The organism is Frischella japonica, from assembly GCF_014489845.1.
Lineage (GTDB): Bacteria > Pseudomonadota > Gammaproteobacteria > Enterobacterales > Orbaceae > Frischella > Frischella japonica.
On the sequence record NZ_JABURY010000006.1, the window covers coordinates 484939 to 502276 of the forward strand.

The 17338-nt window shown below is 34.1% G+C and carries 8 protein-coding genes; all 8 read left to right on the forward strand.

Translation table 11 applies throughout. The annotated features are described in order from the left end of the window. Window positions 1–47: 47 nt before the first annotated feature. A complete protein-coding gene (locus tag FcAc13_RS03600) occupies window positions 48–1271 on the forward strand; it encodes an ABC transporter permease (protein WP_187754813.1) in 1224 nt (407 codons plus the stop codon). Next, window positions 1271–1954: an ABC transporter ATP-binding protein gene (locus tag FcAc13_RS03605; RefSeq protein WP_187754814.1), complete on the forward strand. Its 684-nt coding sequence runs from the start codon at window positions 1271–1273 to the stop codon at window positions 1952–1954. The genes FcAc13_RS03600 and FcAc13_RS03605 overlap by 1 nt, the downstream gene beginning before the upstream one ends. 432 nt (window positions 1955–2386) lie before the next feature. Continuing rightward, window positions 2387–3649 (forward strand): transcription termination factor Rho, encoded by a 1263-nt coding sequence (gene rho, locus FcAc13_RS03610; protein ID WP_187754815.1) that lies wholly within the window; start codon window positions 2387–2389, stop codon window positions 3647–3649. Between the two features lie 174 nt (window positions 3650–3823). Further along, window positions 3824–5245, forward strand: a complete 1422-nt coding sequence (gene gndA / locus FcAc13_RS03615) for an NADP-dependent phosphogluconate dehydrogenase (protein WP_187754816.1) — start codon at window positions 3824–3826, stop codon at window positions 5243–5245. A gap of 124 nt (window positions 5246–5369) precedes the next feature. Beyond that, window positions 5370–7475 carry a bifunctional 23S rRNA (guanine(2069)-N(7))-methyltransferase RlmK/23S rRNA (guanine(2445)-N(2))-methyltransferase RlmL gene (rlmKL, locus tag FcAc13_RS03620; protein ID WP_187754817.1) on the forward strand — a complete coding sequence of 702 codons (2106 nt, stop codon included), beginning with the start codon at window positions 5370–5372 and terminating at the stop codon, window positions 7473–7475. A gap of 1128 nt (window positions 7476–8603) precedes the next feature. Further along, window positions 8604–11933 carry a DUF6138 family protein gene (locus tag FcAc13_RS03625; RefSeq protein WP_187754818.1) on the forward strand — a complete coding sequence of 1110 codons (3330 nt, stop codon included), beginning with the start codon at window positions 8604–8606 and terminating at the stop codon, window positions 11931–11933. A 100-nt stretch (window positions 11934–12033) separates the two neighbouring features. After that, window positions 12034–15357, forward strand: coding sequence for a DUF6138 family protein (locus FcAc13_RS03630; RefSeq protein WP_187754819.1), 3324 nt, complete (start codon window positions 12034–12036; stop codon window positions 15355–15357). Between the two features lie 105 nt (window positions 15358–15462). Then, window positions 15463–17338 (forward strand): WGR domain-containing protein (locus tag FcAc13_RS03635; protein WP_187754820.1); only part of this gene is annotated, 1876 nt, incomplete at its 3' end.

Sequence of the window (17338 nt, forward strand, 5' to 3'; positions counted from 1 at the left end):
ATTTTATTATTTTAAAAATAATATTGATAAAATCGGAATAGAACTTTATGCACATAATGCCTCAGATTAAACCCATAACCATTTATCGCTTGGCTTGGCGTAATTTAGCCCAGAAACCGTTTAGAACGACATGTTTAATCATTATGACATTACTTTTTTCAGCTAGCTTATTTGGTGGCAGTATCTTAACTAAAAATTTAAATGATGGCATTGCTGGGATGGCAAATCGGTTAGGTGCAGATATATTAATTGTGCCTTATGGTTATGAAAAAGAGTTAGAAGTAGCTTTATTACGTGGTGAACCAAGTACTTTTTATTTAAAAGCCGATTTAGCCCAAAAAATCGAAAAAATTAAGGGGATTACGGCTGTATCATCACAATTATTTATAGCCTCATTAAGTGCTGGTTGTTGTACCTCAAAACTACAGTTAATTGGCTTTGAACAATCGACGGATTTTGTAATCTCACCGTGGATGAAACAACAATTAACGGCTCGTTTACACGACAATGAAGTGGTCGTTGGTTCTAAAATTCTGGCTGATGTTGGTGATGAAATAACCTTTTTTAATCATCGTTTTCGCGTTGCTGCAAAAATGGACAGTACCGGAATGGGGTTTGATACGTCTGTCTTTATGACTATGGATGCAGCGTATAATTTAATGAAAACGGCCGACCTTCTTAGTGGTGATGTTGATCATATTAGGAATTATGTATCATCTATTTTTATCCGCGTGGATCATGATTATCAACCAAAAGCAATTGTTAATCAGATTATGCAAAAGTATGCTGTTGAATATAATTTAGATTTTGTGATGACTAAAGTAATGATTAGCGATATCTATAAATGGTTAAACAGCTTCTCGGTTATTGTGTACACTTTAGCAGCTATCTTTTGGTTATTGGCAATAGTCGTTATTTTTATTGTATATTCTTCAACGATTAATGAACGTAAACGAGAAGTAGGTATTTTAAGGATCCTCGGTGCTTCGCGTAGCATGCTGGTAAAAATGTTATTTATTGAGTCGTTTATCATTAGTGTAATTGGCGCAATAATAGGTATCATATTCGCTACTATAGTGTTATGTGCATTTAGTATGCTGATTTGTCAATCCCTGGGATTACCTTGTATAAATGCTAGCTTTAGTAGTGCGATAACCTATGGTCTGATAGTGTTCATACTAACGTTAATTATTGCACCTTTAGCTAGTAGTTATTCAGTATTATCCATTACAAGAACTGACAGTTATCAGGCATATAGAGAGGGTGAATAATGTTATTGGAAGTGAAAAATATTCGCAAGCAATATCAACGCCAAACACTTTTTTGTGCGGTAGATAATGTTTCATTTTCCTTACAACAGCGTGATTATGCTTGTATTATGGGGCGTTCAGGCAGTGGTAAAACTACATTACTTAATATTATTGCTGGCATTTCTACGCCGACACAAGGACGAATAATTATCGATAATACCGATATTGCACCATTTGATGATGAACAAGCTTCACAATTTCGTAATCAAACGATTGGTTATGTTCCGCAAGGGAGCAGTTTGCTAACCAATTTAACCGCAATGGAAAATATCTGTTTACCTTATTATCTTTATTCTAAAAATAAACAGCCAGATAATATTGAATGTTGTAATAAACGCGCTCAGCAATTAATGCAAATGGCTGAAATTAGCCATTTAAGTGAAATATATCCTAACCAGATGTCAGGTGGTGAAATGCGACGGGTTGCTATTGTCCGGGCTTTAATCTGTTCTCCAAAATTATTACTAGCGGATGAACCGACTAACGATTTAGATGATGAAAGTTCGCGGCAAATTATGCAGTTGTTTTCTGGTTTACATTCTCAGGGCACTACAATTTTATTGGTCACTCATGATCATGAGGTTGCTAATTATGCTAGCAAGCATTTTAAAATGGAAGCGGGTAAACTAACTGATTATTCTTGAACATCATTTATTAAAATAAATAGAAATTTAGCGCCCTAATTGATTCGCAATAGCAAAAATGCAACCAAAATAATTATTCCTAATTTACGTTCGATTTATTACAGATTTGTAATAAATGTTTATTTTTTAAAGATTCTTCGCAAAATTTGATGATTAATAATAGACATTTGTAGCACTATAGTATATATTACGAGGGTCTTAATCTAGACTTGTCTGCAATCCTTCCACTTATGTCGATTACTATTTATATCAAGCATCGTGGAAGTGTACAATAATATAATTATTTTAAAGCTCATTTTAACATACATTATTTTGAGTTTCTTTATATTGTAGAAAAGAGATGACATGATAAATCTATAGGCTATTTAAACAATTTAAATACATATAACTGAACGACATATCGAACATATCCTCAATAATCTTAAAAAACTTATGAATTTAACTGAATTAAAAACAAAACCAGTATCTGAGCTTATCGCTCTTGGTGAAAAAACAATGGGGCTTGAAAATTTAGCCCGCTTACGCAAACAAGATATTATTTTTGCAATTTTAAAACAACACGCTAAAAGTGGTGAAGACATCTTTGGTGACGGTGTTATCGAAATTTTGCAAGATGGCTTTGGTTTCTTACGTTCTGCTGATAGTTCGTATTTAGCTGGACCTGATGATATTTATGTATCACCGAGCCAAATTCGACGTTTTAACTTACGTACTGGCGATACGATTTCCGGTAAAATACGTCCTCCGAAAGAGGGGGAACGTTATTTTGCCCTCCTAAAAGTTAATGAAGTCAATCACGATAAACCAGAAGATGCTCGTAATAAAATTCTCTTTGAAAATTTAACACCATTGCATGCCAATTCACGATTGCGTATGGAACGTGGTAATGGATCAACTGAAGATATTACCGCACGAGTTCTTGATTTGGCCGCACCTATTGGTAAGGGACAACGTGGTTTAATTGTTGCTCCGCCAAAAGCAGGTAAGACAATGTTATTACAAAACATTGCTCAAAGTTTAGCAATGAATTATCCGGAATGTGAATTAATGGTATTGTTAATAGACGAACGCCCGGAAGAAGTAACAGAAATGCAACGTTTGGTAAAAGGTGAAGTGGTTGCATCAACATTTGATGAACCGGCTGCTCGTCATGTACAAGTGGCTGAAATGGTTATAGAGCGTGCTAAACGTTTAGTTGAACATAAAAAAGATGTCATTATTTTATTAGATTCAATTACTCGCTTAGCGCGAGCCTATAATACCGTTGTACCATCATCAGGTAAAGTATTAACCGGTGGGGTGGATGCTAATGCGTTACATCGTCCTAAGCGGTTTTTTGGTGCGGCACGTAATGTTGAAGAGGGTGGTAGTTTAACAATTATTGCTACGGCATTAGTCGATACTGGATCAAAAATGGATGAAGTAATTTATGAAGAGTTCAAAGGAACGGGTAACATGGAGCTTCATTTGTCGCGTAAAATTGCTGAACGCCGTGTATTTCCAGCTATTGATTTTAACCGTTCTGGTACACGTAAAGAAGAGTTAATGACATCACCGGATGAATTACAAAAAATGTGGATCCTTCGAAAAATCCTTAACCCAATGGGGGAAGTTGATGCAATGGAATTCCTGATTGATAAATTATCGATGACGAAAACAAACGAAGATTTCTTCGACATGATGAAACGGTCGTAAGCATTAATTCGTCATTCGTTTGAAAATGAATGATTTTATTGTTTAATCTTTAAAGCCGCCATATTCATGACGGCTTTTTTAGTTTAATAATTTGTGGTTTAATATCTGAAGGATTTATTGCGCTTTTAGGCAAATAGTACAATAAAAGAATAGGGTACAAAAAGAGGTTTTAAAATGTCTAAACAAGAGATTGGTGTAATTGGTATGGCGGTCATGGGCCGTAATCTAGCATTAAATATTGAAAGTCGTGGATATTCGGTATCAATTTATAATCGTTCTAAAGATAAAACAGAAGAAGTGATAAGTGAAAATCCCGGAAAAAATTTAGTGCCTTATTATACCTTACAAGAATTTGTTAATTCTTTACAAAAACCTCGACGGATTTTAATTATGGTGCAAGCGGGTAAAGGTACCGATGCTGTTATAAATGAGCTTAAACCATTATTAGATAAAGGAGATATCATTATTGATGGTGGTAATGCTTATTTTGAAGATACCATCCGTCGTAATAAAGATTTGTCAGATGCTGGTTTTAATTTTATTGGCACTGGTGTATCTGGTGGTGAAGAAGGCGCACTGAAAGGACCTTCTATTATGCCTGGAGGCCAAAAAGAAGCTTATCAATTAGTAGCCCCTATTTTAGAAAAAATTGCTGCTAAAGTTAATGGTGAACCATGTGTAACCTATATTGGTCCAAATGGGGCAGGGCACTATGTCAAAATGGCGCATAATGGTATTGAATATGGCGACATGCAGTTGATTGCTGAAAGTTATGCATTTTTAAAACATGCTGTTGGCTTGACTAATGATGAACTCGCTGAGGTATTTACTGATTGGAACAAAGGCGAATTAAATAGTTATTTAATTGAAATTACGGCTGATATCTTTAAGCACAAAGATTCATCAGGTACTTATCTGATTGATGTTATTTTAGATGCCGCCGGAAATAAGGGAACAGGTAAATGGACAAGCCAAAGTGCTTTGGATTTAGGTGAACCATTATCGTTAATTACTGAATCAGTTTTTGCCCGGTATATTTCAGCATGTAAAGCGCAACGGGTTGCTGCATCGAGAGTATTACAAGGACCAAAGGTAACGGTACAATCAGATAATAAACAAGCATTAATCGAAAAAGTTCGTAAAGCATTATATATGGGCAAGATTATTTCTTATGCTCAAGGTTTTGCACAATTAAAAGCAGCTTCGGAAAAATATGAATGGAACCTTAATTATGGTGAAATTGCCAAAATTTTTAGAGCAGGTTGTATCATTCGTGCACAATTCTTACAGAAAATTACCGATGCCTATACGGATAATCAGGAAGTGGTTAATCTATTATTAACACCATATTTCAAACAAACTGTAGAAGCTTATCAACAATCATTACGTGATGTAGTTGCGTTAGCTGTACAAAACGGTATCCCTGTGCCTACATTGTCTGCTGCCATTACATATTATGATAGTTATCGAAGTGCAGTATTGCCAGCAAACCTAATTCAAGCGCAGCGAGATTACTTTGGCGCTCACACTTATCAGCGAACCGATAAGGAAGGTGTATTTCATACTGATTGGATGGGAATTGAAGGCTCGCGTTAATTAGCAATCAACGATAATCAAATGCGATAAGGAAGCTAAGGCTTCCTTTTTTGTATGTTTAAATTAGGTTTAATCAGTAAACCTGTATATAATTAACAACAATTTTATAGTATTGTGATATTAAATGAATAAATTATTTTCCAGTTGTCCGCGGGGGCATGAAGAACTCCTCAAACGAGAGTTACAAGATATTGGAGCAACCGCTTGTCAGATCGTGCAAGGTGGGGTTAGTTTTGAAGCTGATGATAAAACCTTATATCGTAGTTTACTTTGGTCCCGATTAGCATCACGCATTTTTCTACCGATTGCTGAATTCGATATTTATAGTGATCTAGATCTTTATAGCTGTGTACTTAATCTTAACTGGACTAATATTTTTAATGTCGATGCCTCCTTTATGATTCACTTTGTTGGAACTAATGATTTTATTCGTAATAGCCAATACGGTGCTTTAAAGATTAAAGATGCCATTGTGGATGTATTCAGTCGTAAAATGGCAGAACGACCTAACGTTGTTAAAGATAATCCAGATATTCGGATTCATGCATTCTTGGTAAAAAATCGTATAACTTTATCGTTAGATCTCAGTGGCGAAAGTTTACATCAACGCGGTTACCGTGAGAAAACCGGTGAAGCACCACTAAAAGAAAATCTAGCTGTAGCAATTATACAGCGTTCTGGATGGCAATATGATCAAGTCTGCATTGACCCGATGTGTGGTTCTGGAACGTTATTAATAGAGGCCGCAATGATGGCAGCCAATATTGCTCCCGGTTTAAAACGTAAAAATTGGGGTTTTTTAGCATGGAAAAATTTTAATGCCACATTATGGAATGAAGTACTGTTTGAAGCTAAAGAACAGATTAAACCAGTAACCACGCCATTTGTAGGTTATGATAATGATGCTCAGGTAATTAAAAAAGCTAAACAAAATGCTAACAAAGCCGGTGTGGGGCAGTATATTGACTTTCTCGTGCAAGATGTGACACAACTCACCAATCCTTATCCTGACCAAATTGGTCTTATAATAAGCAATCCGCCTTATGGTGAACGATTAGAGAGTGAGCCGGCATTAATTGCGTTACATACTACGCTAGGTCAGCGAGTTAAACACTTTTTTGGCGGATGGCATTTATCATTATTTAGCGCAGCACCACAATTGCTGGATTGTTTGCAAATGCGTGCTGATAGAGTATTTAAAGCCAAAAATGGTCCATTAGATTGTGTACAAAAAAATTATTACATCGCTAAGCGAGATAATACAAATTCATTAGATAACATCATACCGGCTACTGATTTTGCAAATCGCTTACGTAAAAACAGCCTAAAATTAGCAAAATGGGCAAAACAGGAAGGGATTGAATGTTATCGACTTTATGATGCCGATTTACCAGAATACAATGTAGCAATCGACCAATATAAAGATAAAGTGGTCGTTCAAGAGTATGCTGCACCGAAAACAGTTGATATGGCTAAAGCGAAACAGCGTCTATTTGATATCATTAATGCTACCATGTCAGTGTTAGCTTTGAATGCAAATCAGTTAATCCTAAAAACACGAGAAAAGCAAAAAGGTAAAAAACAGTATCAAAGTTTAGCGCAAAAGCAGGATTTCTTTTTAGTTAACGAATATAACGCAAAATTCTGGGTTAATTTAACGGATTATTTAGATACTGGTTTGTTTTTAGATCACCGTATTGCTCGTAAGATGCTCGGTGATTTAACGAAAGGAAAAGATTTCTTAAATTTATTTGCTTATACCGGTAGTGCTACAGTTTATGCTGGGTTGGGTGGTGCCAAAACGACCACTACTGTGGATATGTCACGCACGTATTTAGAATGGGCAGATCGTAACCTAAAGCAAAATGGATTAACCGGTAAAAATCATCGTATTATTCAAGCAGATTGCCTGTTTTATTTACGTGAGAGTTCCGAACAATTTGATATAATCTTTGTTGATCCACCGACTTTCTCTAACTCAAAGCGTATGTCTAACACATTTGATGTACAACGTGATCATTTAGATCTTATGAAAAATTTAAAACGTTTATTACGTCCTAATGGTGTGATTATGTTTTCGAATAATAAGCGTGGCTTTAAACTTGATTATATGGGCCTCAAGGAACTTAATTTGCAGGCAGAGGATATTAGTGAAAAAACCATTTCATTAGATTTCAAGCGTAATAAACAGATTCATTGCTGCTTTATGATTAAACATTGTGCAGGGTAAAATTTAGTTACAAAAGATAAGTCGGTTAACTATTTTGCTGGTAAATTCAGTTTATGACGCATGCCTCAATTTCAATCAAGGTATGCGTTTTCTTTCTGCATTTTTGTTGGGTTTATATTTTAACTGGTTGATTTGCATTATTAAATTCAGTTTCAATCTAACGGGTATGACATTAAATTTTTGACATGAATCAAGATGTTCAATCATCGCTCGATGAAAAGAAAATGAAGTTACACCTCAAATCTTAGACTCAACTCATGCTCGACAAATTTCACACGAAAGCTAACTGGCGATCATTCTCTTTGATAAGTAGTTTTGCCATTTAATAGTTAAAAGTAGTAGGAATTAGTGAGACAGTTTGACGTTATTCAAACGTATTCGAGCATTATATGGCAATTCAAATAAGATTATAGTGCTAAATAATAAAGTATTTTCGCATCTATAGCTTTTTTTTGAAATTAGAGTGCGTCCGTAGGGGCTTTGTGTATGACCTCATACTAAGTGGTAAACTTTGTGTGATGCGTCATTTCTCATCAACAAGATTAATGCCTGTAGTTACCAAATAATTGTGATTACCATATCATAGTTATTGCTAATATGTATAAAAATAGTTAGTAATGAGTAATAAAATTAAATATTAACTACATTGAAGGAATTAACAGTATTTATTACCTAAAAAACATTCCAAACACTCAATACAAGCCTACAAAACAGTTTAATTGTATTGCAAAGCGGCAATAAATATCGTTATTTTAAATTTTGGTGCAATATCGCTTGTAGAAAGTGTAAAGTATTTCCTTTACAACTTTATTAATCTAGAATGTTATTCTACAAACTCCCCTTAAAAAAACAGTTTCGAATGTTTATATAAAGAAAATTAATAGACAAAATCAATTCAACTATCTTGTTTTATAATCACTATTCAAAAGGAATATACAGAAATCCTAAAATATTAGAAAGTGATATGATTTGAATTCAATATAAGAACTTATCTAATTCTATCTCAGTGCTAGCAAAATAATGGTCGTTTTTATAATCAAAATTTTATAAACTCAAAACTTATATTAATTACTTTTCAATTTATTTATAAGAACTGACATCATAGAATTATAATTAGGAATATAGGAAATGAAATATTATCTGGAGGTTAAAGATACATTATCAAACAAATTTTGGTATATCACCCAACAAAACGAATCACTAACCATAGTATTCGGCAAGATAGGGACAAAAGGGCAAACACAAGTTAAAACGTTTTCTTCGCCTGCCGATGCGGAAAAAGAAGCCAACAAACTGATAAAATCGAAAATCAAAAAGGGCTATGAGGAAAAAGCAATCCCACCAGCGCTTGAACAATCAACCTGCACAGAAAAAACAATCATCAAAATGACCGACGCCCCAAAACCCAAATACCACCCAAAACCGATTCCACCTAAAGATGTGATTGATGATGGTAAAGAAAAACCGTGGAGAAATCTTGTAGAATTTGATTTTGAAGAGTTACGTAAAGTACCTCCCGTTCAACAACTAACAAAAAATATTAATAACCCGATCAAAGAAGGCACTTTAACCAAAACACCACAAGAACAAGAATTCGATAACTTAAAAATATCATTACGAAGTTATATAAAGCAAGGTGAGCAGTTCGATATCGAAGCGACATTTGAACAATTAAAAGCATTAAGTCCAAGTGCTGAGGTATTTCAAACGTTAGTTAAAGATACTCTTGAAGTTATTTTTTCAAAATTCATCAATAAAATATCGCCAATGCATTTTGATTGTATAACCTATCTCCTAACAATCAAAGATCCCAACATAGTGGTAAAAGATTTTTATGCTCAAGGTGTATTGAAATATATTTATGACTATTATCAAACCCGTCCCGATTCAATCCATCGTCTGGCTGAACAATATCTTACCGATTATCCGGTACAAATGGCAGATAAAATAGCCAGCACGTTACAACACATTGTTGACACTATTCGAGCCTGTGGAGAAGATAATATTCCAGCTAACAAATTAGCTGAAAATGTTTGTGGTTTTTATATTACCTTCGATGAAGTATTTCTGAGAATACTCGTTTTAATTCGAGGCGAGAATCCAAAAAATTATCGAACATTTGATATTAGTGATCTAGAGTATAATGCGCCTCAGTATTGTGATCAGATAAATAATCAATATTTTGTTCCACTACTTACTGAAAAACTTCAAAAAATGCTGGATGATGCTTTTTTTGATGATAAGACTGATAAATATTTCAGAATTAGCCTTTGCCAACAGGATTATATTCTTATTGAAACACCAATAGAACAAACCTACCGACAAACAAAGATACTTGAGCTTGAAAGCGACCTAAAATATCTGGAGCAATCAGATGAATATGATGTAGATTTGCTAACTGACACGGTTGATGAATTTTTTGCCTGTAATGGCATTATTGCTAATTGTTATACCGATAGAATTTTAGCATTATTAAAAAAATATCTTTATTCGGGTGAAAAAGAGGCTGAATCGAAAGGACGTTCTCTGTTAAGGAAATATGAAGATTTTGATTATAACAAATGGCATTTAGTTTATTTACAGTTTGAATGGGAAAATTTTAGTTATAAATATGCTTATAACGGTGTTGAATACTTAGATGATAAAGGATATGAACCAGCAATTATTCAAAAACAAGAATGGGATAAGTTGGGCATTATCGATAGCAAGTCAGAAAAAAAAGACGATTCACGCTATCAATCAGCAACCGAACGTTTTTATAATACTTTTACTGAAAATGATGTTTTTTGTGAAACTGATACTATTATCGCCAGAGCCATGTCAACGGGAGGTGAAATTTACTTACGCTTTAAACAAGAAAGTGAACAGGCATATTCCGATGCGCTTGATTATTTAAATAACTTAATGGCAAAAGGTTATTCAGTAATATTTCTGGGGCATTGGCTTCATATTTATTTTGTTGCCAAGCCTGAATACTATTCTGAATTTGCTAAATATGTTGAAGACTTTGAATACCTTAAAAACCTCGAAGAATCAGATCTATGTCTAGATGGAGGTATAGTCTGTGATTCACATGCCTTTTTCCGCAAAGCAGCGATGTACGAAAGTTTACATGATAAAATAAGAGCGTTTGTTGACTTAACCATGTATCAAGGTCATGAAAGCTTTGATATACAAGAAGAAGATAATTCTGTTGCTGGGACATTTGCTGCTATTGCCTTAGCAATGACGGATGTAAAACATATGGATTTGGCTATTAAACTTGCTAATGAAATCGATAGTTACTATGAAGATTTGGCTAGTAATTTTGGTATTGTTCTTGAAAAATATTGGGGCATTACGCCCGAAACTGCGGTTGCGATTGCGTTATTGCAATTAAGTTATGATTGTCATACAGCTAAATTATCCAGTCAATTTTATAAAATTCCGCAAAATTTAGCTAGTTTGACGGATTATTACAGAAGGAATGAGCCAAAAAACCCAAATTGTAAATTGACTTATTTAGTAAAATATCTTTTTGGTGAACCTAGTTATAGTCTTAAAAAGTTAAAAAAATTATTTAATAATGCGACGGATCCGCAAGAAAAATTGATATACGCAGATTTTCATAATTTAGTTATAGAAGCTTTTGAGGAAGAAGGAGAAGTTAGCGGTCAACCAATTATCTATAATCTCCCTCCTAAATATGAAAGCGAATCTGAAGCGTTAACAATAGTTGACCAAGATTTTATTGAAAATCCACCATGTGTTATTACACCCTTACAAGCTAAAAAGCGTGGGTTTAATGTTAGAGAATTAGAAACTTGTGATTCCTCATGGATAGCCGTTATTTTTGCCCCATTAACGATAACTAATCCCTATATTTTCGACGCTATTATCCAATATTATAAGGTGCGAAATGACATAGGTGCCCGCTCTGCTATCATTTGGGGCGCTGAAAAAGCTTACTGTTTTGGTAAAAGGGTCGTGATTGATTTTAGTGGCACACCTTATCAAGTGGGTATGGGAATTTATGGTAAAAACCAAGCTCAGCTAATTTATGGTGTAAAGGATTTTGCTAAGATTGCTGTTGCAATGAATAGACAAGCCCCCGATACGGAAAAATTATTCGCACTGCGAAAACAACACTATTACTTCGATAGTCCAAAAGGAAGCCCAAACATTGATAAATCCAAGCCCGGTATAATGCATTTGGATGAAGCTTTAGGCGCTGGGGTTTTTAATGATAATAATTATCGGGCAATCAAACAGCTTGAAAAAATCACCCCGGATATGGGCGAAGTCTATGATGCCTCACTACTGTTTAGGGCATACATGCTGCAGAAAAAACAAGATTATGCCATGGAGAAACTGCAAAGAAAACTCGATACTACTGAACTAAAACAGGTGTACCAAACAGCACAAAAACGCCTGCCACAATATCAAGAATACTGGCAGGAAAAGTTAGCCAAATTATAAAAATAAAATCATAAAAAGGGGCTTATACCCCAATAAACAGGATAAATTCAAATTATTCTGATAAATATAAAAAAGATAAGTATAAGGAAAACATAACACAATGAAAAAGTATCTAGAATATAGCGATTTACAATCAAACAAATTTTGGTATATCACCCAACAAGACGAATCCCTAACAATCGTATTTGGTAAGATAGGGACAAAAGGACAAACGCAAGTTAAAACGTTTTCTTCGCCTTACGATGCGGAAAAAGAAGCCAACAAACTGATCAAATCAAAAATCAAAAAGGGGTATGAGGAAAAAGCAATTCCACCAATGCTTGAACAATCAACCTGCACAGAAAAAACAATCATCAAAATGGCCGACGCCCCAAAACCGAAATACCACCCAAAACCCATTCCACCCAAAGATGTAATTGATGATGGTGAAAAAAAACCGTGGAGGGATCTTGTAGCATTTGATTTTGAAGAGTTACGTAAGGTTCCGCCTAAAGAAGTTGTTCCAGTTAAACAACCACCAAAACAAAGTAATACTTCAATTAAAAAAGAGACTTTAACCAAAACACCACAAGAACAAGAATTTGATAATTTAAAAATATTGTTACGAAGTTATATAAAGCAAGGTGTGGAGTTCGATATTGAAGCGACATTTGAACAATTAAAAGCATTAAGCCCCAGCAATAATGAATTTCAAATTTTCATCAAAGATATGCTACAAATGATATTTTCAAAATTTATGAAGAAAATATCACCGATTCACTTTGATTGCATTACGTATTTCTTGAGAATCAAAGATCCAAAAATTACTTTTAGCGGGCTCTTTGCCGAAGGAGTAATGAAATATATTTATAGCCACTACAAGACTCGCTCTGAATCAATCCATAGTCTGGCGGAACAATATCTTACCGATTATTCGGTACAAATGGTAAATAAAATAGTTAACGCATTACAATGCATTGTGAATACTATCCGAGCAGGTGGCGAAGATAATATCCCAGCTTACAAATTACCGAATCAAATTAATGGTTTTTATATTACTTTTGATTATAAAAATCGGGGAATGGATAAATTTCTAGAAATAAATTCTTTAACATATAAATGCAATCAAAAAACATATTATTCAGAAAATATAAATGAGCTTGAATATGATCCGGAAAGTTATTGTGATCAAATAAATAATCAATATTTTTTTCCACTACTTGCCGAAAAACTCCAAAAAATGCTAAATGATGGTTTTTTTGATGGTATAACTGATAATTATTTTAACATTGTAGTTTGTCAAATAAACAATATCATTATTGAAACACCACTTGAACCAAACTATCGACAAACAAGGCTATTTGAGCTTGAAAGAGACCTAAAATATCTGGAGCAATCAGATGAATATGATGCAGATTTGTTAACTAATACTGTTGATAAATATTTTGCTTTTGATGGTATTGTAAGAAAACATGATACCGATAGAATTTTAGTGTTACTAAAAAAATATCTTTATTCGGGTGAAAAAGAGGCTGAATCGAAAGGACGTTCTCTGTTAAGGAAATACGAAGATTTTGATTATAACAAATGGCGTTTAGTTGATTTACAGTTTGAATGGGCAAATTTTGAATTTAAATATGCTGATATCTATATTAAAGACTTAGTTGATAAAGGATATGAGCCAGCAATTATTCAAAAACAAGCGTGGGAACAGCAGCTCATTAATGATTGCAAGCCAGAAAAAAAAGACGATTTAAGTAATCAATCAGAAACGGAGCGTTTTTATCATACTTTTTCTGAAAATGATATATTTTGTGAAACTGACACTATTATCGCCAGAGCCATGCCAACGGACGGTGAAATTTATTTACGCTTTAAACAAGAAAGCGAGCAGGCATATTCAGATGCACTTGATTATTTAAATGGCTTAATGAAAAAAGGTTATTCAAAAATATTTAAAGGGTATTGGCTTAGGATTTATTTTATTGCTAAACCAGAATACTATCCTGAATTAGCCAAGATTATTGAAGAATTTGAAACATTAGCCAGTGATTCACATGCCTTTTTCCGCAAAGCAGCGATGTACGAAAGTTTACATGATAAAATACGAGAATTTATTGAATTAACAATGGAGGTATCTCATTGTTGTTTAGATCTCCAAGATGAAGATAATTCTGTCGCTGGGACATTTGCTGCTATTGCCTTGGCGATGACGGATGTGAAACATATGGATATGGCAATTAAATTTGCGCTTGAGACCGACGATGAACACGATTTTTTTGCAAGTTATTTTGGTGGTGTTCTTGAAAAATATTGGGGTATTACGCCTGAAACAGCAGTTGCGATTGCATTATTGCAGTTAAGTCAACAAGATCCCCCTGATTTATCCAGTCAATTTTATAAAATTCCGCAAAATTTAGCTAGTTTGACGGATTATTACAGAAGGAATGAGCCAAAAAACCCAAATTGTAAATTGACTAATTTAGTAATAGAACTTTTTGATAATTATAAACCTAGTTATGCTCTTAAAAAGTTAAAAAAATTATTTAATAATGCGACTGATCCGCAAGAAAAACTGATATACGCAGATTTTCATAATTTAGTTATAGAAGCTCTTGAGGAAGAAGGAGAAGTTAGCGGTCAACCAATTATCTATAATCTCCCTCCTAAATATGAAAACGATTCCAAACCGTTAACAATAGTTGACCAAAATTTTATCGAAAATCCACCTTGTGTCATTACACCATTGGAAGCTAAAAAGCGTGGGTTTAATGTTAGAGAATTGGAAACTTATGATTCCTCATGGAGAGCAGTTATTTTTGCGCCATTAACGATAACGAATCCCTATATTTTCGATGCTATTATCCAATATTGTAGGGTGCAAAATGACATAGGTACTCGCTCTGTTATCATTTGGGGCACTGAACAAGCTTACTGTTTTGGTAAAAGGGTCGTGATTGATTTTAGTGGCACACCTTATCAAGTGGGTATGGGAATTTATGGTATAAATCAAGCTCAGCTAATTTATGGTGTAATGGATTTTGCTAAGATTGCTGTTGCAATGAACAAACAAGCGCCCGATAAAGAAAAATTATTCGCACTGCGAAAACAATATTATTATTTCGATAGTCCAAAAGGGAGTCCTGTTATTGATAAATCTAAGCCTGGTATGATGTATTTGGATGAAGCTTTAGCAGCTGGGGTTTTTGAGGATGATAATTATCGCGCAATCAAACAGCTTGAAAAAATCACCCCAGATATGGGCGAAGTCTATGATGCCTCACTGCTGTTTATGGCATATATACAGCAGAAAAAACTAGATTATGCCATGGAGAAACTGCAAAGAAAACTCGATACTACTGAACTAAAACAGGTGTACCAAACAGCACAAAAACGCCTGCCACAATATCAAGAATACTGGCAGGAAAAGTTAGCCAAATTATAATTAATAAAAAGGCTTACTAATTGGGGCTTAAGCCCCAATTAACAGGATAAATTCAAATTATTCTAATAAATATAAAAAAGATAAGTATTAGGAAAACATAACACAATGAAAAAGTATTTAGAATATAGCGATCTACAGTCAAACAAATTTTGGTATATCACCCAACAAAACGAATCACTAACCATAGTATTCGGCAAGATAGGGACAAAAGGGCAAACACAAGTTAAAACGTTTTCTTCGCCTGCCGATGCGGAAAAAGAAGCCAACAAACTGATAAAATCGAAAATCAAAAAGGGATATGAGGAAAAAGCAATTCCACCAACGCTTGAACAATCAACCTGCACAGAAAAAACAATCATCAAAATGCCTGATGCCCCAAAACCGAAATATCACCCAAAACCGATTCCTCCCAAAGATGTGATTGATGACGGTAAAGAAAAACCATGGTTTGACCTCGACGAATGGGCTGATGAAGGTAAACCGAACCCATTTGATTTTGAGGAGTTACGTAAAGTACCTCCCGTTCAACAACTAACAAAAAATATTAATAACCCGATCAAAGAAGGCGCTTTAACCAAGACACCACAAGAACAAGAATTTGATAACTTAAAAATATTGTTACAAAACTATATCAAGCAAGGTGAGCAATTCAATATCGAAGCGACATTTGAACAATTAAAAGCATTAAGTCCAAATGATCTTAAATTTCAAATTTTTATCAGAGAGATGCTTCAACTCATTTTTTCAAAACTTATGAAGAACATCTCACCTATGCATTTTGATTGCATTACTTATCTTTTGAAAATTAGAGATCCAGAAAATAAATTCGTAGGTATCTTTGCCCAAGGCGTGATGAAATATATTTATGACCACAACAAGACTCACGTCGAATCAATCCATCGTCTGGCTGAACAATATCTTACCGATTATCCGATACAAATGGTGGATAAAATAGTTAACGCATTACAGAGCATTTTTGATACTAATCAGGCAGAAGATGAAAAAAATATTCCAGCTAACAAATTCCCTGAAAATGTTTGTGGCTTTAATATCACCTTTGATTATAAAACGCTGGAAATATATGCTTTATTCAATGAACGAAATTCCAAACGCTATTATTCAGAAAGTATAAATGAGCTAGAATATAATGCGAGTATTTATGGTGTTGAGATAAATAATCAATATTTAGTTCCACTACTTACCGAAAAACTTCAAAAAATGCTGGATGATGTTTTTTTTGGTGATATGACTAGTAAATATTTCAGAATTAGTCTTTGTCAACCGGATAATATTCTTATCGAAACACCAATAGAACAAACCTACCGACAAACCAAGATACTTGAACTTGAAAGCGACCTAAAATATCTGGAGCAATCAGAAGAATATCATGCAGATTTGCTAACTAACACTGTTGAGGAATATTTTGCCTTTAATGGCATTATTGATAATTATGATACCGATAGAATTTTAGCATTATTAAAAAAATATCTTTATTCGGGTGAAAAAGAGGCTGAATCAAAGGGACGTTCTTTGTTAGATAAATACTGCGATTTTGATTATAACAAATGGCGTTTAGTTGATTTACAGTTTGAATGGGAAAATTTTGCATTTAAATATGCTGATATACATATTCAACCCTTAGTTGATAAAGGATATGAACCAGCAATTTTACAAAAACATGCGTGGGATAAGCTGGGCATTATTGATAGCAAGTCAGGAAAAAAAGACGATCCAGACAATCAATCAGAAACCGAACGTTTTTATGATACTTTTACTGAAACTGATGTTTTTTGTGAAACTGACACTATTATCGCCAGAGCCATGCCAACGGACGGTAAAATTTACTTACGCTTTAAACAAGAAAGTGAACAGGCATATTCCGATGCGCTTGATTATTTAAATAACTTAATGGCAAAAGGTTATTCAAATATATTTGAGGGGCATTGGCTTCATATCTATTTTGTTGCCAAGCCTGAATACT

Excerpts from the sequence above, each read along its gene's own strand:
- FcAc13_RS03600 (WP_187754813.1), top strand. The coding sequence starts at position 48 with ATGCACATAATGCCTCAGATTAAACCCATAACCATTTATCGCTTGGCT.
- FcAc13_RS03605 (WP_187754814.1), top strand. The coding sequence starts at position 1,271 with ATGTTATTGGAAGTGAAAAATATTCGCAAGCAATATCAACGCCAAACA.
- rho (WP_187754815.1), top strand. The coding sequence starts at position 2,387 with ATGAATTTAACTGAATTAAAAACAAAACCAGTATCTGAGCTTATCGCT.
- gndA (WP_187754816.1), top strand. The coding sequence starts at position 3,824 with ATGTCTAAACAAGAGATTGGTGTAATTGGTATGGCGGTCATGGGCCGT.
- rlmKL (WP_187754817.1), top strand. The coding sequence starts at position 5,370 with ATGAATAAATTATTTTCCAGTTGTCCGCGGGGGCATGAAGAACTCCTC.
- FcAc13_RS03625 (WP_187754818.1), top strand. The coding sequence starts at position 8,604 with ATGAAATATTATCTGGAGGTTAAAGATACATTATCAAACAAATTTTGG.
- FcAc13_RS03630 (WP_187754819.1), top strand. The coding sequence starts at position 12,034 with ATGAAAAAGTATCTAGAATATAGCGATTTACAATCAAACAAATTTTGG.